The sequence below is a fragment of the Azoarcus taiwanensis genome (assembly GCF_012910885.1).
GTDB classification, from domain to species: domain Bacteria; phylum Pseudomonadota; class Gammaproteobacteria; order Burkholderiales; family Rhodocyclaceae; genus Azoarcus_F; species Azoarcus_F taiwanensis.
Genome location: NZ_WTVM01000019.1, coordinates 1 through 18,022, shown reverse-complemented (window position 1 = coordinate 18,022; position 18,022 = coordinate 1). Strand labels below are relative to the sequence as shown.

20 protein-coding genes are annotated in these 18,022 nt (G+C 64.3%); 10 read left to right on the top strand and 10 right to left on the bottom strand.

The features are described from left to right. Positions 1 to 215 precede the first annotated feature (215 nt). Genes GPA21_RS04920 through GPA21_RS04910 form a run of 3 tightly spaced genes read left to right on the top strand, consistent with a single transcriptional unit; the run spans position 216 to position 3,825 of the window. Entirely contained in the window at positions 216 to 1,253 is a 1,038-nt protein-coding gene (locus tag GPA21_RS04920) for a branched-chain amino acid ABC transporter permease (protein ID WP_168987101.1), read from the top strand. Continuing rightward, a complete protein-coding gene (locus GPA21_RS04915) occupies positions 1,250 to 3,064 on the top strand; it encodes a branched-chain amino acid ABC transporter ATP-binding protein/permease (RefSeq protein ID WP_168987100.1) in 1,815 nt (604 codons plus the stop codon). The genes GPA21_RS04920 and GPA21_RS04915 overlap by 4 nt, the downstream gene beginning before the upstream one ends. Beyond that, positions 3,061 to 3,825: an ABC transporter ATP-binding protein gene (locus GPA21_RS04910; protein ID WP_168987099.1), complete on the top strand. Its 765-nt coding sequence runs from the start codon at positions 3,061 to 3,063 to the stop codon at positions 3,823 to 3,825. Before GPA21_RS04915 ends, GPA21_RS04910 begins: the two co-directional genes overlap by 4 nt. Positions 3,826 to 3,852: 27 nt before the next feature. On the opposite strand, the gene GPA21_RS04905 is transcribed toward GPA21_RS04910, so the two are convergent. Then, positions 3,853 to 4,236: a cytochrome b5 domain-containing protein gene (locus GPA21_RS04905; RefSeq protein WP_168987098.1), complete on the bottom strand. Its 384-nt coding sequence runs from the start codon at positions 4,234 to 4,236 to the stop codon at positions 3,853 to 3,855. Continuing rightward, positions 4,233 to 5,522, bottom strand: a complete 1,290-nt coding sequence (locus GPA21_RS04900; protein WP_168987097.1) for a ferric reductase-like transmembrane domain-containing protein — start codon at positions 5,520 to 5,522, stop codon at positions 4,233 to 4,235. Before GPA21_RS04900 ends, GPA21_RS04905 begins: the two co-directional genes overlap by 4 nt. 343 nt (positions 5,523 to 5,865) lie before the next feature. Here GPA21_RS04900 and GPA21_RS04895 point away from each other — a divergent pair, with 343 nt between their 5' ends. Next, positions 5,866 to 6,144 (top strand): HU family DNA-binding protein, encoded by a 279-nt coding sequence (locus tag GPA21_RS04895; RefSeq protein WP_168987096.1) that lies wholly within the window; start codon positions 5,866 to 5,868, stop codon positions 6,142 to 6,144. A 122-nt stretch (positions 6,145 to 6,266) separates the two neighbouring features. Here GPA21_RS04895 and nusB read toward each other — a convergent pair whose 3' ends face one another. From nusB to GPA21_RS04860, 7 genes are all read right to left on the bottom strand, one after another. Then, on the bottom strand, positions 6,267 to 6,719 hold the full coding sequence (nusB, locus tag GPA21_RS04890; protein WP_168987095.1) for a transcription antitermination factor NusB: 453 nt from the start codon (positions 6,717 to 6,719) through the stop codon (positions 6,267 to 6,269). Then, positions 6,716 to 7,186 (bottom strand): 6,7-dimethyl-8-ribityllumazine synthase, encoded by a 471-nt coding sequence (gene ribH, locus GPA21_RS04885; RefSeq protein ID WP_168987094.1) that lies wholly within the window; start codon positions 7,184 to 7,186, stop codon positions 6,716 to 6,718. The genes nusB and ribH overlap by 4 nt, the downstream gene beginning before the upstream one ends. Before the next feature lie 33 nt (positions 7,187 to 7,219). Then, the gene (gene ribBA / locus GPA21_RS04880) at positions 7,220 to 8,308 is read right to left on the bottom strand and encodes a bifunctional 3,4-dihydroxy-2-butanone-4-phosphate synthase/GTP cyclohydrolase II (protein WP_168987093.1); all 1,089 of its coding nucleotides are present in this window, start codon (positions 8,306 to 8,308) and stop codon (positions 7,220 to 7,222) included. Further along, entirely contained in the window at positions 8,305 to 8,913 is a 609-nt protein-coding gene (locus GPA21_RS04875) for a riboflavin synthase (RefSeq protein ID WP_168987092.1), read from the bottom strand. Before GPA21_RS04875 ends, ribBA begins: the two co-directional genes overlap by 4 nt. A gap of 50 nt (positions 8,914 to 8,963) precedes the next feature. Further along, entirely contained in the window at positions 8,964 to 10,772 is a 1,809-nt protein-coding gene (dsbD, locus tag GPA21_RS04870; protein WP_211163422.1) for a protein-disulfide reductase DsbD, read from the bottom strand. 49 nt (positions 10,773 to 10,821) lie between these two features. Continuing rightward, positions 10,822 to 11,148: a divalent-cation tolerance protein CutA gene (gene cutA / locus GPA21_RS04865; protein WP_168987090.1), complete on the bottom strand. Its 327-nt coding sequence runs from the start codon at positions 11,146 to 11,148 to the stop codon at positions 10,822 to 10,824. Positions 11,149 to 11,425: 277 nt separating this feature from the next. Next, positions 11,426 to 12,199, bottom strand: a complete 774-nt coding sequence (locus GPA21_RS04860) for a YdcF family protein (protein WP_168987089.1) — start codon at positions 12,197 to 12,199, stop codon at positions 11,426 to 11,428. Between the two features lie 86 nt (positions 12,200 to 12,285). Here GPA21_RS04860 and GPA21_RS04855 point away from each other — a divergent pair, with 86 nt between their 5' ends. The 4 genes from GPA21_RS04855 (at position 12,286) to fliW (ending at position 15,519) form a co-directional block, all read left to right on the top strand. Next, a complete protein-coding gene (locus GPA21_RS04855; RefSeq protein WP_168987088.1) occupies positions 12,286 to 13,575 on the top strand; it encodes an O-acetylhomoserine aminocarboxypropyltransferase/cysteine synthase family protein in 1,290 nt (429 codons plus the stop codon). A 64-nt stretch (positions 13,576 to 13,639) separates the two neighbouring features. Continuing rightward, positions 13,640 to 14,104 (top strand): DUF2802 domain-containing protein, encoded by a 465-nt coding sequence (locus tag GPA21_RS04850; RefSeq protein WP_168987087.1) that lies wholly within the window; start codon positions 13,640 to 13,642, stop codon positions 14,102 to 14,104. Next, positions 14,101 to 15,030, top strand: a complete 930-nt coding sequence (locus tag GPA21_RS04845; protein WP_168987086.1) for an SPOR domain-containing protein — start codon at positions 14,101 to 14,103, stop codon at positions 15,028 to 15,030. The genes GPA21_RS04850 and GPA21_RS04845 overlap by 4 nt, the downstream gene beginning before the upstream one ends. 45 nt (positions 15,031 to 15,075) lie before the next feature. After that, positions 15,076 to 15,519 (top strand): flagellar assembly protein FliW, encoded by a 444-nt coding sequence (fliW, locus tag GPA21_RS04840; protein ID WP_168987085.1) that lies wholly within the window; start codon positions 15,076 to 15,078, stop codon positions 15,517 to 15,519. Positions 15,520 to 15,549: 30 nt separating this feature from the next. Here the strand turns inward: fliW and GPA21_RS04835 are convergent, their stop codons facing one another. Further along, positions 15,550 to 15,867, bottom strand: a complete 318-nt coding sequence (locus tag GPA21_RS04835; RefSeq protein ID WP_168987084.1) for a tetratricopeptide repeat protein — start codon at positions 15,865 to 15,867, stop codon at positions 15,550 to 15,552. Positions 15,868 to 15,916: 49 nt separating this feature from the next. Between GPA21_RS04835 and GPA21_RS04830 the strand changes: the two genes are divergently transcribed. Both GPA21_RS04830 and recG read left to right on the top strand, forming a co-directional pair. Further along, positions 15,917 to 16,297: a RidA family protein gene (locus GPA21_RS04830; protein ID WP_168987083.1), complete on the top strand. Its 381-nt coding sequence runs from the start codon at positions 15,917 to 15,919 to the stop codon at positions 16,295 to 16,297. 23 nt (positions 16,298 to 16,320) lie between these two features. Continuing rightward, positions 16,321 to 18,022: ATP-dependent DNA helicase RecG (recG, locus tag GPA21_RS04825; RefSeq protein WP_168987082.1), on the top strand; the 1,702-nt coding region annotated here is incomplete at its 3' end.

Sequence of the window (18,022 nt, the reverse complement as noted above, 5' to 3'; positions counted from 1 at the left end):
GGAAGGGTCATTTGACTCGGAGTTTAGGCATCCGGATCGGATGGGAACGGGTTTTCCCGTCTCGGGTGCACAGACAGTAATCCGGTTTCCGTTGTTTTTCTCGGAAGGGTAGTCGCGCTTGGCGCACTGCCGGGGGTGTTGTCGCGCCGATGGATGCGCACCGCCGGTCGCTTGGCCCAAGATGAGAGACGGCGGCTGGAGAGCGGGGGTAACGCATGGACTTGCAAATAGCGCTGATCCTCGGGCAGGACGGCATCACCAACGGAGCTATCTACGCGCTTCTGGCGCTTGCGCTCGTGCTGGTGTTCGCTGTCACCCGGGTGATCTTTATTCCGCAGGGGGAGTTCGTCGCCTATGGCGCGCTCACCCTGGCCATGATCGAGAACGGATTCTTTCCTGCAACGATGTGGTTGCTGCTGGGCGCGGGTGTCGTGGTCACGCTGGCGGACGGTGTGTCCGCTATTCGTGCCGGCCAGTCGCGCAAGGTGGTGGGGATCGCCGGCGTTAATCTCATTTATCCGCTGCTGTTGCTCGCGCTGGTCTGGTCGCTGCCGCTGCGTGACCTGCCATTGGCCGTGCAGGTGTTGCTGACGCTTCTGATCGTCGTGCCGATGGGCCCGATGATGTACCGCCTGGTCTATCAACCGATCGCCGATGCGCCGGTGCTCGTGCTGCTGATCATGTCGATCGCAGCCCACGTCGCGATGGTCGGACTCGGTCTGGTCTTTTTCGGCCCCGAGGGGTATCGCACCTCGCCGTTCTCGAATGCGCGCTTCGAGATTGGGCCGATGTTCGTCACCGGGCAGACGATCTGGGTCATCCTGTCGTCCCTGGTCTTCATCGTTGCCCTTGCGCTGTTCTTCAGCAAAACGATCTACGGCAAGGCATTGCGGGCGACCGCGATCAACCCGAACGGCGCCCGCCTGATGGGGATTTCACCGATGCTTGCCGGCAAGCTGACCTTTTTCCTCGCAGCGTTGATTGGCGCGCTGTCTGGTGTGCTGATCAGCCCGATCACGACCATCTACTACGACACCGGCTTCCTGATCGGCCTCAAAGGCTTCGTCGCCGCGATCATCGGGGGACTGTCGAGCTATCCGATTGCCGCTGCGGGCGCGCTGATGGTTGGGCTTCTCGAGTCCTTCAGTTCTTTCTGGGCGAGTGCCTACAAGGAGGTCATCGTCTTCACGCTCGTGATCCCGGTTCTGGTCTGGCGATCACTGACCACCCATCACATGGAGGAAGAGGAATGAAGTTCGAACTCTCTCCGAAGGTGTTGATGATTGTCCTTGTGGTGTTGCTCGCGCTAGCGCCGCTGGTCCTCAAGCCGTACCACATTACTGTCCTCAACTACATCGGGCTGTACTCGATGGTGGCGATCGGACTGGTGCTGCTGACCGGCGTTGGCGGGCTGACGAGCTTCGGCCAGGCTGCGTTCGTCGGCTTGGGCGCCTACACGACTGCGGTGCTGACCACGGCGAGCGATCTGCCGGGCTGGCTGGCATGGATGGGATGGTCGCCCTGGTTGTCACTCGTCGCCGGTCTGATCGTCACCGGGACGAGTGCCTATCTGATCGGTCTCGTCACGCTTCGGTTGTCAGGCCACTTCCTGCCCTTGGGGACCATCGCCTGGGGTATCAGCCTGTACTTCCTCTTCGGTACGATGGGTCTTCTCGGCGGACACACCGGCTTTGGCGGGATTCCGCCTATCGCGGTCTTCGGCTATGAGCTTCGCCAAGGGCATCAGATCTTCTATCTGATCTGGCTGTTCGTGTTGCTCGCAGTGATCACCACCCTGAATCTGCTGGACTCCCGTGAGGGGAGAGCGATTCGTGCCCTCAAGGGCGGCATGATCATGGCTGAGGCAATGGGGGTGAATACCGCGCGCTCGCGCATGGTGATCTTCGTCATCGCCTCCTTGCTTGCCTGCGCTTCGGGTTGGCTTTACGTTCATATGCAACGCTTCGTGAATCCGACGCCGTTCGGTATCCACATGGGTATCGAGTATCTGTTCATGGCGGTGCTCGGCGGTGCAGCGCACGTCTGGGGTGCGATCATCGGTGCAACCGTGATCACCGTGCTCAAACAGTGGTTGCAGGACATTCTGCCGGCGATTTTTGGCCAGGCCGGAAACTTCGAGGTGATCTTCTTCGGTGCCTTGCTGGTGTTGATCCTGCACCGGGCGCGCGGTGGCCTGTGGCCGATCCTGACTTCGCTGACCCAGCGCGTCGTACCGGTGCGCGCCGAGCAGAGGCAGATCGATCGCAACGTGGAGCCGCTGCCCTCGCGTGAATTGCCGTCGAAAGGTGAGCTACTGCTCGATGCACGCGAGGTTACCCGCCGCTTCGGTGGTTTGATCGCCTGCAACCGTCTCAGTCTCGAGGTGCGTGCCGGTGAGATTCTGGCGCTGATCGGACCCAACGGTGCCGGCAAGAGCACGATGTTCAATCAGGTCTCGGGTGTCGATGTGCCGACCTCCGGCAAGATCACCTTTCTCGGCAAGGATGTGACCGGCAAGACCTCGCGCGAGATCGCGCGCATGGGGATGAGTCGGACCTTCCAGCACGTCAAGCTATTGCCGACGATGAGCGTTATCGAGAACGTCGCCATCGGTGCGCACCTTCGGGGCAACCGTGGCGTGCTGTCAGCGGCTTGGCGGCTGGACCGCCAAGAGGAAAAGCGGCTGCTCGCTGAAGCCGCAAAACAGATCGAGCGAGTCGGCCTGGGGGACTACATGTTCGTCGAAGCCGGCAGTCTGGCGCTCGGCCAGCAGCGGATCGTCGAGATTGCCCGGGCGCTGACGTCCGACCCCTGCCTGCTCTTGCTGGACGAACCTGCAGCCGGTCTGCGCTACAAGGAAAAGCAGGCGCTTGCCGAGTTGATGCGCAAGCTGTCAGCGGAAGGCATGGGCATCCTGCTCGTCGAGCACGATATGGATTTCGTCATGGGCCTGGTCGATCGCGTCGTCGTGATGGAATTCGGCGAGAAGATCTCCGAAGGCCTTCCGGAGGAGGTGCAGAAGGATCCCGCCGTACTTCAGGCCTATCTGGGAGGCGTCGAATGAGCGAAACAGACACCCGCGGCACCCTGCTCGAGGTGCGAGATCTGAGCGTCTTCTATGGCAAGGTCGAAGCGCTTCACGGCGCCTCGATCCGGCTCGACGAGGGATCCATCGTCACCGTCATCGGTCCGAACGGTGCTGGCAAGACAACGATGCTGTCAGCGATCATGGGAGTGCTGCCCTCGGTAGGCGAGATCCGTTTTCGTGGCGCAGTCGAGCATTCTCCCGAGGTCGAGACAATGGTTGCGCGAGGCATGAATCTTGTGCCTGAGAAACGCGACCTGTTCGGTGAGATGAGTGTCGAGGACAACCTCGTACTCGGCGCCTTCCAGCGTTACCGTGAAGGCAAGCGCGACCACGGCACGACGCTGGGAGAGGTCTTCGAATTGTTCCCGCGCCTCCAGGAACGCCGCGCCCAGCTCGCCGGCACGCTGTCGGGCGGCGAACGCCAGATGCTGGCAGTCGGCCGTGCGCTGATGGCCAAGCCCCGACTGCTGATGCTTGACGAACCGAGTCTCGGACTCGCACCCCTGATCGTGCGCGAGATCTTCAGGATCATCAGCGAACTGCGCAGCCGTGGGGTGTCGATCCTGCTTGTCGAGCAGAACGCCCGCGCCGCCCTGCAGGTCGCCGATTACGCCTATGTGCTGGAAACCGGCGAGATCACCATCGAGGGACCGGCAAGCGAGCTGGCGAACGACCCACGTATCATCGAGGCCTATCTGGGGCTCGGTGGCAAGCATCAGGACGCCCTGGCGGGCTGAACGAACCTGTTCTAACAGGTCGCGGTTTCAGTTGAGTACGCCGATACGGTAGCGCGGCAGCATTGCGTCGGCGCGCCGCGAATGCGGTTCGCCGTCGCCTTTGTCGTGGTAGGCCGCGCTCGCCTCCCGCCCGCACCAGGCCGTCATCACCTCGGCCGGTGTCGGGTGACGCGGGATGTATTCGGTGAAGTCGTAGACGACGCCGTCGATTGCCATCCAGCAGTCGTCGATGTGGTCGTGCTGCGCCAGTGTTTTCAGCGAGAAGGTGGGTTGGGGAGTTTCCGGGGCCTCTGACGTTGTCTCCGCGTCCGCAACAGCGGGGCTGCGCACGTCCGTGGGCGCCTGAAGCGCGAACCACGCGATGGCGGTCCAGAACAGCGCAGTGGCGACGATGAAGAGGATGCGCGTCATCGGAAATCGAAACGCTCGAAATGGATGTTGCCGGCCGCGACTCCCCGTCGCCGGGCTTCACTGGCGATCCAGGCGACCATGTCGGCCGGGCCGCAGATCTGCAAGGCGCGGTCTTTAAGGTCGTGGAGCTCGTCCAATCGGCGCTTGATGGCGGCACTTGCATCCGCAGCCTCGATTCGCGTCAGTGACAGCAACGGGTCGGCATCGGCAAGCGCACTCAGCTTGTCGACGAACGCCGCGCTGTCGCGCTCGGCGAACGCATAGATCAACTCGGTGGCGACTAAGCAGCGTTCGGCGCGAAGTGCTGCGACGAAAGGCGTGATTCCAATGCCGGCCGCCACCCAGAGTTGAGGACGATCGCGGTCGCACGAAAGAAAGCCGCCGAACGGCCCCTGCAGTCGCGCGATCGCGCCGGGGCTGATGCCCTGGATTCGGCGGGTGCAGGGGCCGAGCGCCTTGATCGCAAGCTTGAGGCTGCCGTCACTGCTGACCTCGCTGGCGGTGAACGGGTGGAACTCGCCGCAGCCTCTATAGGCGGGGTTGGCGTCGAAGGCGGCCATGACGAACTGACCGGGGTGAAGGGCGATGTGCCGGCTCTTCGGCCGGAGGCGGAGTTCAATCACGCGCGTGGCCACTTGCTCTGCCTCCACGACCTGGTAGCGACGTGCATTCGTGGCGAGAACCGTGGAACCGAAGCGCAGCGCGAGCGCGAGCATGCACAGTCCCGCGAAGATCAGCGCCGCGGGGTGATTGCCCACGTAGGCAAGGGTATGCGCGACGCTGCCGACCACCGTAAACGCGAGCAGCCAGTGCGCGTTGCGCCAGATCCGATAGGGCAGTCTCAGCGCGAAGGTGGCCATCAGACCCAGCATCAGCCCGAGCAGCGCGGCCCAGCCAAGCCACCGCGCCCACTCACCGCCCGCCGGCGAAATGGCCGTCCAGCCCGAGCCGGGAGCGGCTTGCGCAGCGTCCATTGCCAGCGCCACCGGGTGGAGAAGCAAGGTGAGGTAGGCGGCGGCGCCACAGCGGTGATGCCACAGGTAAGCATTGTCGAGGTCGCCGAACAGCTTCGAAAGTCGCGGCAGCCTGACCATCAGCAGCATGGCAGTGGCGAGCAAGCCGCTGCTCGCCCAGCCGCTGATGATCGCGACCCGGCGCCACGCGCCACCACTGTCGGGGAGTGCGGCTAGAGACAGTCCGATGGTGATGGCGACCGCCAGCCCGGCCGGTACGAGACGGAGGAGCCACTTCTCGTTGCAGGGGGCGTGACAGGTCGACGGTATCATGAGTCGGATACTTGTATATTCACACCATGGATGGGTGTGCTGTGCCATTCAGGCCACAGGCTAAACCATATCATCGGCCGGGTCCGCTGGCTTCCTCGGTGTTTCGTCATATGAGATGAGGGCGGGGTGCCGGGTCTGTTGAAGTGTTTTTGGGCCTGTGAATGTGTGCAAACCCACGTAAAAAGCGAAACTCTGGTTGATCCCCGCGGCCCGGTGGAATACCATGCCGTTGGTTTCAGATTCCTTGCGTCGAAAGCCGCGGAGCGTGAAGACATGGGGCGCGACGCGGGAGTCTAGATTTGAAACTCGATTTGTCCCACACACACACCAATTGAGGAAAAGCATGAACAAAGGTGAATTTGTCGAAGCCTTGGCCGACCGTCTGGATGTTTCGCGCGCTCAAGCCGATCGTTCGCTGTCCGCCGTTCTGGACATCATCGCCGAGCGCATGGCCGCTGGCGAGAAAGTCTCCTTTACCGGTTTCGGCTCTTTCGAAGTTTCCGAGCGTGCCGCCCGCACTGGCCGCAACCCGCAAACTGGTGCGACCATCGAGATCGCCGCAGCACGCGTGCCCAAGTTCTCGGCTGGCGCCTCGTTGAAGAACGCCGTCAACGGCAAGTGATTGCCGCCCCTTGCGGGGCGTGCAAAAAAACCCGGTCGCTTTACGGCGAACCGGGTTTTTTTTGGTTTGAGCGACCGCCAGAGTCTCTGCTCGGTCATGCGCCCGCCATGGCGGGCTCTAAGTCAGGCGGGATTCTTGCCCGCGCGAGTGGCCTCGACCTCGATGCTGCGGAGGTGGGCCGCGAGTTTGTCGAGCACGCCATTGACGAAGCGATGACCGTCAGTGCCGCCGTAGCTCTTGGCGAGTTCGATCGCCTCGTTGATCACCACCCGGTAGGGGATTTCGATGTGGTGCTTGAGCTCGAAAGTGGCGAGCAGCAGGATGGCACGCTCGACGGGCGACAGTTCATGCACCTCGCGATGGATGAAGGGCGCGAATTCAGCCTGCAGCTCGTCGATCTGATCCACCGCGCCGCGCATCAGTCCGACGAAGAACTCGCGGTCGGCCTTGTCGAAACCGGTGGCCTGCTCGATATGCTCTTCGATGACCGGTACCGAGTTGCCCGACAACAGCCACTGGTAGATGCCCTGCAGCGCGAACTCGCGAGCCCGGCGGCGTGCTGCCTTGCCGCTCATTTCAGCGCCTTCAGCAGGTTCGCCATCTCGACTGCGGCCTGTGCGCAGTCGGTGCCCTTCTCGTGCATGCGCGCCAGCGCCTGATCGTCGTCCTCGGTGGTGAGTACGCCGTTGGCAATCGCGATGCCGGTGTCGAGGCCGACACGGTTGATGCCGCTACCCATTTCATTGGAAACCAGCTCGAAATGATAGGTTTCGCCGCGTATTACCGCGCCGAGTGCGATCAGCGCGTCGAAGCGGCCGCTGCGCGCCATGGTCTGAAGAGTGAGCGGAATCTCGAGGGCTCCCGGAACGGTCGCCACGCGGATGAGGTCCGGTGCGACCTCGAGGCGAAGAAGCTCGTCCACACAGGCGGATAGCAGGCCCTCGCAGACGTCCTGATTGAAACGGCTCATGACGATGCCAATGCGCAGTCCGCGGCCGTTAAGATCGGGTTCGAATTCGGTGATGTTGTCGAAACGTGCCATATGTACGGTTCCGTTGTGCGATTTACTGGGCGATCAATCCTGATCGATGAAGCCTGTGATTTCGAGGCCGAAGCCCGCCATGCTCGGAATCTTCTGGCGCGGTGCGAGCACCTGCATCTTACCGACGTTGAGGTCGCGCAGAATCTGCGCTCCGACGCCGAACAGTCGCGGATCCCACCGCGCGCTGCGAGCGGTGCTGCCGCTGATGCTGGCGAGCAGGTCCTTGCCGCTTTGAGGGCGGTACAGCAGAACCATCACGCCTCGCTCGGCCGCTGCGATGCGTTCGAGTGCGGTCCCGACCGGAAAGCTGTGCTTGCCGCAGGAGGGGTCCAGGAAGTCCACCACGGAGATGGGTTCGTGCACCCGGACCAGGGTCTCGGCATCCGGTCGGATGTCGCCGCGGGCCAGCGCGAAGTGTACGTCGCCGGAGGTCTTGTCCTCGAAGGCGCACAGGCGGAAGCGGCCGTAGGCGGTGTCGACTTCCTTGTCGGCAACCCGCTCCACCAGATGCTCGGTCGCAGCCCGGTATTCGATGAGATCGCGGATCGCGCCGATCTTGAGGCCATGCTCTTTCGCGAACGGTACGAGGTCCGGCAAACGCGCCATCGTGCCGTCGTCCTTGAGGATTTCGCAGATCACGGCCGCGGGCTCGAGGCCGGCGAGCATCGCGAGATCGCAACCTGCTTCGGTGTGGCCGGCCCTGATCAGCACACCGCCGCGCTGGGCCATCAGCGGGAAGATGTGACCTGGCTGGACGATGTCCTCGGGTTTGGCATGGCGAGCGACCGCAGCTTCGACGGTGCGAGAGCGGTCGTGAGCCGAGATGCCGGTGGTCACGCCTTCGGCGGCTTCGATCGAGGTGGTGAAGGCGGTGCCGTGGGGTGAGCGGTTGTTGCGCACCATGAGCTGCAGGTCGAGCTGGCGGCAGCGCTCTTCTGTGAGCGTCAGGCAGATCAGGCCGCGCCCGTGCTTCGCCATGAAGTTGATCGCCTCCGGTGTGACGTGCTCGGCCGCGAGTACCAGGTCACCCTCGTTCTCGCGGTCTTCCTCGTCGACCAGTACGACCATGCGACCGAGGCGGATCTCCTCGATGATTTCGGAAATCGGAGACAGTGCACTCATGGCTGCGGCGCCTCCTCGCGCCAGGCGAGCATGCGTTCGACGTAGCGGGCGATGAGATCGATCTCGAGATTGACCAGGCTTCCCGCTTCGAGCCGCTTGAGGTTGGTCACCGCCACCGTGTGCGGGATCAGGTTGATCGAGAAGTCGGTGCCTTCGACCCGATTGACGGTCAGGCTGACTCCGTTGACGGTGATCGACCCCTTGCGAGCGATGTAGCCGGCGAGCGCAGCCGGGGCACGGATCACGAGCTCGTGGCTTTCGCCGACTGGTGCGAAGCGCAGCACCTCGCCGACCCCGTCGACATGGCCGGTGACCAGATGTCCGCCGAGGCGGTCGGCAAGCCGCAGCGCCTTTTCAAGATTGACCTCGGCGTCGGTCTGGTCGAGGCCGGTAGTGCAGTTGAGGGTCTCGCGCGAGACGTCGAAGCGCACCAGCGGGCCATCGATCTCGATCACCGTGAGGCACACGCCGCTGTTGGCGATGCTGTCACCGATGACGACGTCCGACAGGTCGAGTCCGTTCGTGTCGACAGTCAGGCGCACGCCGTCTTCGAGCGGCGCAATAGCGGTAATACGGCCGCAGGCGGCCACGATTCCGGAAAACATGGGGGGATCAGCGTCGGGAAGGAAGCCGAGATTGTAGGCGAAACCGTGACTTAACGCAGCACTGCGTCCAGTACCTCGCCGAACGGGCCGGCGCGCATGAAGCCCACGACCCGCAGATTGTCTATCTCTCGTCCTTCGGGATTGAAGAAGATGATGCCCGGCGGGCCGAAGAGATTGAAGCGTTGCAACAAGGCTTTGTGCTCGGCGGTGTTGTCGGTGACGTCGGCCTTGAGCAAGAGCATGCGGTCCATACGCTGTGCGACCTGTGCGTTGCTGAACGTGAAACGCTCCATTTCCTTGCAGGAGACGCACCAGTCTGCGTAAAAGTCGAGCATCACCGGGGTGTTGGCAGTCGCGAGGCGCAGTTCGAGCTCTTCGATCGAGTCGATGCGCTCGAAGCGTGGCTGGGCGGTCGGTGTCGCGGCATCGGCGCGCAACACTGCTAGCGGCTGCAATGGGTCGCGCGAACCGGCCAGGGTGCCGATGAGCATTGCGGCACCCGCGAGCAGCATCACCACGCCGGCACCCTTCCAGAAGCGCATCCAGTTCTTCGCGTTGTTCGGCAAGGGGTCGAGCGCATGCAGGAAGATGCCGGAGAAGATCAGCAGCGCGGCCCAAGCGAGCATGGTGAAGATTTCGGGTACGACCGGAGTCAGCAGCCACACCGCTACGGCAAGCAGCATGACGCCGAAAGCCCGCTTGACCCCCTCCATCCAGGGACCGATCTTTGGCAGCATCGAGCGCGTGCCAACGCCGACCGCGAGTAGCGGCGCACCCATACCGAGCGCCATCACGAACAAGGCCATGCCACCGAGCACGGCGTCGCCGGTCTGTGCGATATAGAGCAATGCGCCGGCCAGCGGCGCCGCGACGCAGGGGCCGACGATGAGCGCCGACAGCACGCCCATGGTCGCCACCCCGCCCAGGCTTCCACTCTTGCGGTGGCTGGCTGTCTCGGACAAGCGGCTTTGCAGCGCGCTCGGCATCTGCAACTCGTAGAATCCGAACATCGACAGCGACAACAAGACGAACAGCAGCGCGAAGGCGCCAAGCACCCAGGCGTTCTGAAGTGCCGCAGTGAGCATCGTGCCGGACAGCCCGGCCGCCACGCCAGCCAGCGCGTACGTGAAGGCCATGCCCAGCACATAGGCGAGCGACAGCACTAGTGCGCGCATGCGACTGATGTGTTCGCCCTGGCCGACGATGATGCCCGACAGGATCGGGATCATCGGGAAGGTGCAGGGCGTGAACGCAAGCAGCAGCCCGAAGCCGAAGAAGCTCGCCAGTACCAGACCCACGCTCGCATCGCGCAGCAGGCTGGCTATGCGGCCGCTCTCGTCGCCCATGCGGGGTGCGGTAGCGCTGCCGGTCGATTGCGCACTGCCGCCGGAGAGGGCACGATCCAGCAGGCCGAGGCCACTGCCGGCGGGTGCGGCGCTCAGGTCGACCCGGACGATCTGTTCCATCGGCGGGTAACAGATGCCGCCATCCCAGCACCCCTGGCTCTTGGCGACCAGATCGATCTCGGTGACGCCTTCGGGCGCCGAAACCGGCAGCAGAATGTTGACCTTGCCGCGGTGGATCGTGGTTTCGCCGAAGAACTCATCCTTGTACGGCCGCCCCGGCGGGAGTTCGGCAGTGCCGAGCGTTGCACGCTCGTCGGCGACCTCGAAACCGAACTTGTCCTGGTAGAGGTAGTAATTGCGCCGCACGTCGAACACGACCTCGATCGTGTCGGCATTGAGCATGCGAGCCGACGCCGGGAAGGCGCGCTCTGGCTCGATCGGGTCGGCAGCGGCCGGCGCTGCGAACAAGAGCATCGCGACGATCAGCGCGAACAGTGAAAGAAGTCGTTGCATCGGGGAGGTTTTGCTGGGCATGAATGGGGCGCTGGAGGTGATCACGCGGTCATAGGCCGGAGTTGCATTCGGCGGCGACCCAGGCGAGATAGCCGGGCAAACCGGACTCTACCGGGACAGCAATGATCTCGGGAAGTTCATAGGGGTGGGCGCTCCGGATCGCGTCCTGCAGCGCCGCAAGGCGCGTCCGGGTGGTCTTGATCAGCAGCGGCACTTCGACTTCGTTCACGACCTCACCTTCCCAGCGGTACACCGATCGGCACGGCGCCAACTGATTGACGCAGGCCGCAAGTCGCGCACCGACGAGTTGCTCGGCCAGCGACTGTGCACTCGCTTCGTCCGGAAGGTTGGTCAGCACGATCATCACGTCGCTCATGGCTATGCTCCTGTCGCGGTCGTCCGGCTGCGGTGAAGCCGCAATTGTCGCAGTCCGGGCGACGTAAACCAAATCGAGCGCATGTGGCTAGTGCTTGCAGGCTGCGTACCGCTAGAGTGGTTCGCGGCCCACGCCGTTCCAGCAAGCGTTTCCCTCACCTGTGGGAGCCGCGTGAGCGGCGAACGCCAGCGGGTGACGCCTGCACGAGCGTGTGGATGCCAGATGCTTGCACAGCTCTCTCTGTCTTCATCGTCGGCTCAAGGTTTGACGGACAGACTCAGACCCCCAAACGGTAAGCCAGCCGACCAAGCCATTCGTGGGTTGCAAGCCAGCCCGCGAAGGCGGAGTTCGCACCGGGAAGCAAATTGGGCAAGTCATCCGACGGCTCACGGTTGCCGAACCAGCCGGTCGGGGCAGGGACGACCTCGAAGCCTCGGGCTTCGAACTCGGCCGCGGCGCGGGGCATGTGAACCGCATGGGTGACCAGCACGATGCGGGTCACTCCCGCGGCTTCGAGATGGACTGCGGAGAGGGCGGCATTCTCGCGCGTATCCCTTGAGGCGCGTTCGATCCAACGGGGGGCGATGCCGAAATCGTTCTCCAGCGCGTCATGCATCAGATCTGCCTCGGCCATGCCCTCGCCCGGCAGTCCGCCGGTGAGCAGCACCGGCAAGCCCGTCTCGCGCGCGATCCGGGCGCCGAAGCGCACCCGCTCCAGCGTGAGGCGCCCGACGGTTTCGCCGCCATATTCCGGCGCATAGCTGCGTCGGCCGCCGCCAAGGATCACGATTGCCTGGGCCTGTCGTGCCTGCGCGAGGCTGACTGGAGGCGTGGCTTCCAGCGGGCCGAGCATCCAGCCGACGGTGGCAGGTGAAGCGGTGACGATCGCAAACGCGAGTCCGAGCCATGCGACCGAGAGACCTGTGCGTCGCCAGCGGCGCAGCAGCAGGAGCCCGACGAGGATCAGAAGCAGAGGGGCCAGCGGTGGCAGCAGCAACTGGCCGAGCAGTTTCTTGAGCCAGAAAAGAATCGCCGGGATATCGGTAAGCATGGGCGTGTCGATTGTATGCAGGTCGGGGCAGCAGGTATTATCGTCCGGAATATCACTTCCGAGGCGGCTGGCCCGCCCAGCATCCGATGCCAGACCATCGCTTCGGCATAGAATCCCTGTGCCTTCATGCCGGCCAGCAGCCGGACCCGGTCACCGGCGCGCGCGCGGTGCCCATCTACCAGTCGACCTCCTATGTGTTCGACTCGGCCGAACACGCGGCCTCGCTGTTCAATCTGCAGACTTTCGGCAACGTCTATTCGCGTATCTCCAACCCGACGGTGGCGGTGCTCGAGGAGCGGGTCGCGACACTCGAGGGTGGGCGGGCCGCCCTCGCGGTGTCCAGCGGCCTGGCGGCGCAGATGACCGCCTTGCTCACCCTGTGCGAGGCGGGTGACGAGATCGTCGCCGCGCGCACGCTCTACGGCGGCAGTTTTTCGCAACTCGACGTCAGTCTGCGGCGGCTCGGCATCCGCACGATCTTTGTCGACCCGTCGGACCCGGCCAACTTCGCGGCCGCGATCACCGACAGGACCAAGGCGGTATACGGCGAAATCATCGGCAATCCGGGGCTGAATGTCTTCGACATCGCTGCGGTGGCGGAAGTCACCCGAGCGGCCGGCGTGCCGTTGGTCATCGACAACACGCTGGCTTCGCCCTATCTGTGCCGGCCGATCGAGCACGGTGCCGACATCGTCGTGCATTCGGCGACCAAATACATCGGCGGTCATGGCACGACGATGGGTGGTGTGCTCGTCGAATCCGGCCGCTTCCCCTGGGATAACGGGCGCTTCCCGCAGATGGTCGAACCGTCCGCGGGCTATCACGGGGTTCGCTTCTACGAGACTTTCGGCAACTTCGGCTTCACGATGAAGGCTCGCATGGAAACACTGCGCACCTTTGGCCAGGCCTTGTCACCGTTCAACGCCTTCATGCTGTTGCAGGGCATCGAGACCCTGCATGTGCGCATGGATCGCCATGTCGCCAACGCGCTTGCGGTGGCCGAGTTTCTGTCCGCGCACGACCAGGTCGAATGGGTAAACTACCCGGGGCTGGCCGACAGCCCGGACCATGCACTGGCCCGTCGTTACCTACCACGCGGCGCCGGCGGCATCCTCTCTTTCGGCATCCGGGGCGGGCAGGTGGCGGGCGAGCGATTCATCGACGCCTTGCAGATGATTAGCCATCTCGCAAACGTCGGCGATGCGAAGACGCTAGTCATCCACCCGGCTTCGACGACGCATCGCCAGCTTTCCGAAGAGGAGCAGCGTGCCGCCGGCGTGCCGCCGGACATGGTACGTCTGTCGATCGGCATCGAAACCCTGGACGACATCGTCTGGGATCTGGATCAGGCATTGTCCAAGGTGGCGGGCGCATGATCGGCGCGGCTGGCCTGAAGCGTGTTCCAATGCCCGCCGGTGCGGGTCATGCAGGGGGAGCGTGATGCGTGAAATCGTCTGGCTGATCGTCGTCGTTCTTTTCCTGTATGTGCTCTATCAGCTTTATCGGGCCTCGCAGCTCGACCAGGGCAAGACGCCCGGCAGCGCCCGCGAGCCCGCGGCTACGTTGGAGGCGGCGGACAAGCAGGAGGGCATGGACACCTTCCAGCTGGAGCTGGAAGTGCAGCAGCTGCGGCGCGATGTCGCGCAGTTGCGCCTCGAGCAGGACGAGCAGCGTCGTCATGCGTTGGCGATGGAAGAGCGGATGGGCGCGATCAAGTCGCAGCTCGAGAGTGCGCTGATCACGCCGGGCACTGCGCCGGAGTACAGCGAGGCCCTGGTCTTCGCCCGTCGGGGGCTCGACGTCGACAGCATCGCCGAGCGTTGCGGGATTTCGGTCTCCGAGGCCGAGCTGGTGCGTTCTCTGGCGCAGCGTGGCGGCCAGGCGGATGAGGAGCAGAGCCGATGAGGATCGAAGGGCGCGATTATCGTGAAGTGCTGGACCCCAGTCGCCGGCGCAAGGCATTGCTCTATCGTGCCGCGCTGGCCTGCGTGGTCATGCTGTTGCTCGTCGTGGGACTGAGTCTTTACGACGGTGACGCGCCGGACGAAACCCTGCCGCAGCCAGTCGAGCGTGTTGAAGTCACGCCCGGCCCCGTTGAAGTGGTCCCGCCGCTGGTCGAGCGTGTGACGACCGAACCGCCGGCATTGCCGGAAGACCGGCCGGGTGAGGCTGGGAACGGCCTCGACGATGCGCCGGTCGTCGAAGCGGGTGACCTGCATGAGGAAGCCACCACCGAGCAGGAGGCACAGGCCGTCGATCAGAGCGCGCCCGATGAAGCTCCTGCTCCGCTCGCACCCGAGCCGGAGCCGGTGGCTGCGCAGCGCGTCGATCCGGCACCGGCACCGGCACCGAGCCGGATGCAGCCGGCTCAGCGCGCGGCAGCGCCTGTGGCGAGCGCGCCGGTCGCCCAGTCCGGCTATCTGGTGCGTCTCGGCGACTATGCGAACCCCGACGACGTCGAACGCCTCGTGGCCGAGCTGATGGCAGCCGGTCATTCTGCACGCTTGCAGTGGCGGGTGTCCGCTGGTCCCTATCCCACCCGCGCTGCCGCACTCGAGGCGATGAGGGCGCTCGAGCGCAGTCATCGTCAGCGGGGGCTGGTTGTGCAACTGCCCGCGGGCGGTCATGTCGTCCAGCTCGGGGTGTTCGGCGATGCCGGGAATGCCGATGGACTGCAGCGGCGGGTGCGGTCCTGGGGGTATGCTGTTGTGCGAGACGCGCGAATCGTGCTCGGACCGTTCATGGAGCGAAGCGTGGCCGACGGAGTCGCAGCCGAACTCGGGCAGGCGCAGGGATTGCAGTCGGTCGTTGTCGCACCCGGCGGACGCTGAGTACGAACCGAAAAACCAAGATAGAACAAGTCAGGGAGGCATCAAATGCGCATCGAAAGTCCGGTTCTCGGTCAGGTTGAAGTGTCAGACGACAAAATCATCGACTTCCCCCTCGGTTTACCGGGGTTCGAGCACTGCAAGCGCTTTGCGCTGGTGCACGACGAAAGCGGCGAAAGTGGCTTGCATCTGCTGCAAAGCCTGGATGAGCCCGCGCTGGTGTTGTCAGTAGCCGGGCCAGAGCTGCTCGGCATCAGCTACGAATTCGAGCTGCAGCCCGAGGAAGTGAGTCTGCTCGGTCTCGAACGAGCCGAAGATGTCGCGGTCGCGGTGATCTTGCGCCGCGAGGATGGCGGGGCCGCTTCGCCTGCCGACACCGGGATGCGAGCCAACTTCATGGGGCCGTTGGTGATCAATCCCGAAAGCCGTAAAGGCATGCAGAAGATCATCAACAGGCTCGGCTGCGAGGTGATTCTGCGCGAACGGAGTTGAGCCGCTTCCGCCCGTCAAGGTGAGCGGCGCTCAGGTGTCTTTCTCCAGTCGGCGGGCGAATACCTTCATCTCCTTCGCAGCCTGCAGGTCACCCCGCGTTTCTGCGACCGTGATGCCCTGGCGATAGGCGTCGAGCGCTTCCGCGGTCTGTCCGGCCAGCGCGAGCGCCTTGCCCAGTGCCTTCCAGGCGGCCGAATAGTCCGGATCGCGTTCGATCGCCTCGCGGTAATAGCTCACCGCTTTGCCCGGGTCCTGATCCAGCCAGGCATTGCCAAGCGAGAAGCGCAGCATCGCGCCATCGCGCGGCCCGTCGAGCAGTTTTTCGAGATTCTCGATCATCGGTTTCATCGACTACCCCCGGTTACAATCCAACGTCCACCATCAGAGGATACAGGCCATGACGCGTTCCATCATTTCCACCGCTTCGGCGCCGGCAGCCATCGGCACATATTCCCAGGCAGTGCGCGCCGGCAACACGGTTTATCTCTCGGGTCAGATCGGTCTCGATCCGGCAACGATGGAGATGGTCGACGGTTTCGAGGCCCAGACTGTGCGTGTATTCGAGAATCTCAAGGCGGTGGCCGAGGCCTCGGGCGGTTCTCTGGCCGACGCGGTCAAGCTCACTATCTACCTTACCGATCTGTCGAATTTCGCCAAGGTCAACGAGGTGATGGCGCGCTATTTCGTCGAGCCGTATCCCGCGCGGGCTGCGGTCGGCGTGCGCGAGTTGCCCAAGGGCGCGGTGGTCGAGGCCGACGCCATTCTGGTGCTGGGCTGAACGGCTCCGGATAAGCGCAGCGCATGCCCGGGTCCCGCAAGGTCGCCGCCGAGGGCTGGCCGGGAGTCGGATCGCAGCTTGCCGGTCGGCTTGCCCGTCTGGACATCCGCGGGCCGGATGATCTCTTGCTGCATCTGCCTCTGCGCTACGAGGACGAAACCCGCCTGACGCCGATCGACGCCTGTCGCGAGGGTGTAGCGGCGCTGGTCGAAGGCGAGGTTGTGTCCTGCGAGGTGAGCCTGCGTGGGCGGCGTCAGTTGATTGCCCGCGTTCGTGACGACAGCGGCACACTGGTCGCGCGCTGGCTCAATTTCTATCCGTCCCAGCAGCGCCAGCTCGAACCCGGACGTCGGGTGCGCCTCTTTGGCGAGGTGCGCGGCGGCTTCTTCGGCGACGAGATGATCCACCCCAGGGTGCGCAACGTGCAGACCGGCGAAGCCTTGCCTGACGCGCTGACGCCGGTCTACCCGACCACCGCCGGCCTCGCCCAGTCGGCGCTGCGCAAGCTGGTGCAAACCGCACTCGCCGATTTCAACGACGACGAGTTGCTGCCGGCCGTGGTGCAGGCCGAACTCGGTCTGCCATCCTTCGCCGAGGCCTTGCGCATGCTGCATCGGCCGCCTCCCGGCATGGCGGTGGAAGCGCTCGAGGCACGCACCCACCCGGCGTGGCGGCGGATCAAGTTCGAAGAGTTGCTGGTTCAGCAGCTTTCACTGCGCCGCGCCTACAATGCCCGGCGGGCGCGAAACGCACCGCGGCTGCCGTCGCGTGGAACGCTCACTGCTACGCTGCTCGAACGTCTCCCCTTCGGCCTGACCGGGGCGCAGCGCCGCGCCGGTGACGAGATTGCCCGCGATCTCGCAGAGCCGCACCCCATGCAGCGCCTGTTGCAGGGCGACGTCGGCAGCGGCAAGACCATCGTCGCCGCCCTGGCCATGTTGCAGGCCGTCGAAAATGGCCACCAGGCGGTGTTGATGGCGCCGACCGAGATTCTCGCCGAGCAGCACTGGATCAAGCTCGCCGCCTGGCTCGAGCCGCTCGGGCTGGAGGTCGCCTGGCTTTCCGGCAGCCGGAGCAAGCGTGAGCGCGAGGCGGCGATGACGCGGCTCGCCGCCGGCGAAACCCTGATCGCGGTTGGTACCCATGCGCTGATCGAAGATCCGGTGCTGGTGCCCAGGCTCGGTCTCGCGGTGGTCGACGAGCAGCACCGCTTTGGTGTGCGTCAGCGCCTCGCGCTGCGAGAAAAGACCGTCGACGGCAGCAGCCCGCACATGCTGATGATGTCGGCGACGCCGATTCCACGCACGCTGGCGATGACGCATTACGCCGACCTCGACGTGTCGATACTCGACGAACTGCCTCCCGGCCGCACGCCAGTTGCTACCCGGCTGGTGTCCGATACCCGCCGCGACGAGGTCATCGCCCGCATTCGCGACGCGTGTGCCGGCGGTCGTCAGGCCTACTGGGTGTGCCCGCTGATCGAGGAGTCCGAAGCGCTGCAGCTCAAGACCGCGCAGGAGGCCTTCGAAACCCTGTCGGCCGCGCTCCCTGAGCTGCGCATCGGGCTGGTCCATGGTCGTCTCAAGCCGGCCGAAAAGTCCATGGTCATGAACGCCTTCGTCGCGGGAGAGGTGGATCTGCTGGTGGCGACCACGGTCATCGAGGTCGGAGTCGATGTCCCCAACGCCAGCCTGATGGTCATCGTACATGCCGAGCGTTTCGGCC

Bases quoted from the DNA above. Each gene is read 5' to 3' on its own strand.
- GPA21_RS04920 (WP_168987101.1), top strand. From the start codon at position 216: ATGGACTTGCAAATAGCGCTGATCCTCGGGCAGGACGGCATCACCAAC.
- GPA21_RS04915 (WP_168987100.1), top strand. From the start codon at position 1,250: ATGAAGTTCGAACTCTCTCCGAAGGTGTTGATGATTGTCCTTGTGGTG.
- GPA21_RS04910 (WP_168987099.1), top strand. From the start codon at position 3,061: ATGAGCGAAACAGACACCCGCGGCACCCTGCTCGAGGTGCGAGATCTG.
- GPA21_RS04905 (WP_168987098.1), bottom strand. From the start codon at position 4,236: ATGACGCGCATCCTCTTCATCGTCGCCACTGCGCTGTTCTGGACCGCC.
- GPA21_RS04900 (WP_168987097.1), bottom strand. From the start codon at position 5,522: ATGATACCGTCGACCTGTCACGCCCCCTGCAACGAGAAGTGGCTCCTC.
- GPA21_RS04895 (WP_168987096.1), top strand. From the start codon at position 5,866: ATGAACAAAGGTGAATTTGTCGAAGCCTTGGCCGACCGTCTGGATGTT.
- nusB (WP_168987095.1), bottom strand. From the start codon at position 6,719: ATGAGCGGCAAGGCAGCACGCCGCCGGGCTCGCGAGTTCGCGCTGCAG.
- ribH (WP_168987094.1), bottom strand. From the start codon at position 7,186: ATGGCACGTTTCGACAACATCACCGAATTCGAACCCGATCTTAACGGC.
- ribBA (WP_168987093.1), bottom strand. From the start codon at position 8,308: ATGAGTGCACTGTCTCCGATTTCCGAAATCATCGAGGAGATCCGCCTC.
- GPA21_RS04875 (WP_168987092.1), bottom strand. From the start codon at position 8,913: ATGTTTTCCGGAATCGTGGCCGCCTGCGGCCGTATTACCGCTATTGCG.
- dsbD (WP_211163422.1), bottom strand. From the start codon at position 10,772: ATGCAACGACTTCTTTCACTGTTCGCGCTGATCGTCGCGATGCTCTTG.
- cutA (WP_168987090.1), bottom strand. From the start codon at position 11,148: ATGAGCGACGTGATGATCGTGCTGACCAACCTTCCGGACGAAGCGAGT.
- GPA21_RS04860 (WP_168987089.1), bottom strand. From the start codon at position 12,199: ATGCTTACCGATATCCCGGCGATTCTTTTCTGGCTCAAGAAACTGCTC.
- GPA21_RS04855 (WP_168987088.1), top strand. From the start codon at position 12,286: ATGCCAGACCATCGCTTCGGCATAGAATCCCTGTGCCTTCATGCCGGC.
- GPA21_RS04850 (WP_168987087.1), top strand. From the start codon at position 13,640: ATGCGTGAAATCGTCTGGCTGATCGTCGTCGTTCTTTTCCTGTATGTG.
- GPA21_RS04845 (WP_168987086.1), top strand. From the start codon at position 14,101: ATGAGGATCGAAGGGCGCGATTATCGTGAAGTGCTGGACCCCAGTCGC.
- fliW (WP_168987085.1), top strand. From the start codon at position 15,076: ATGCGCATCGAAAGTCCGGTTCTCGGTCAGGTTGAAGTGTCAGACGAC.
- GPA21_RS04835 (WP_168987084.1), bottom strand. From the start codon at position 15,867: ATGAAACCGATGATCGAGAATCTCGAAAAACTGCTCGACGGGCCGCGC.
- GPA21_RS04830 (WP_168987083.1), top strand. From the start codon at position 15,917: ATGACGCGTTCCATCATTTCCACCGCTTCGGCGCCGGCAGCCATCGGC.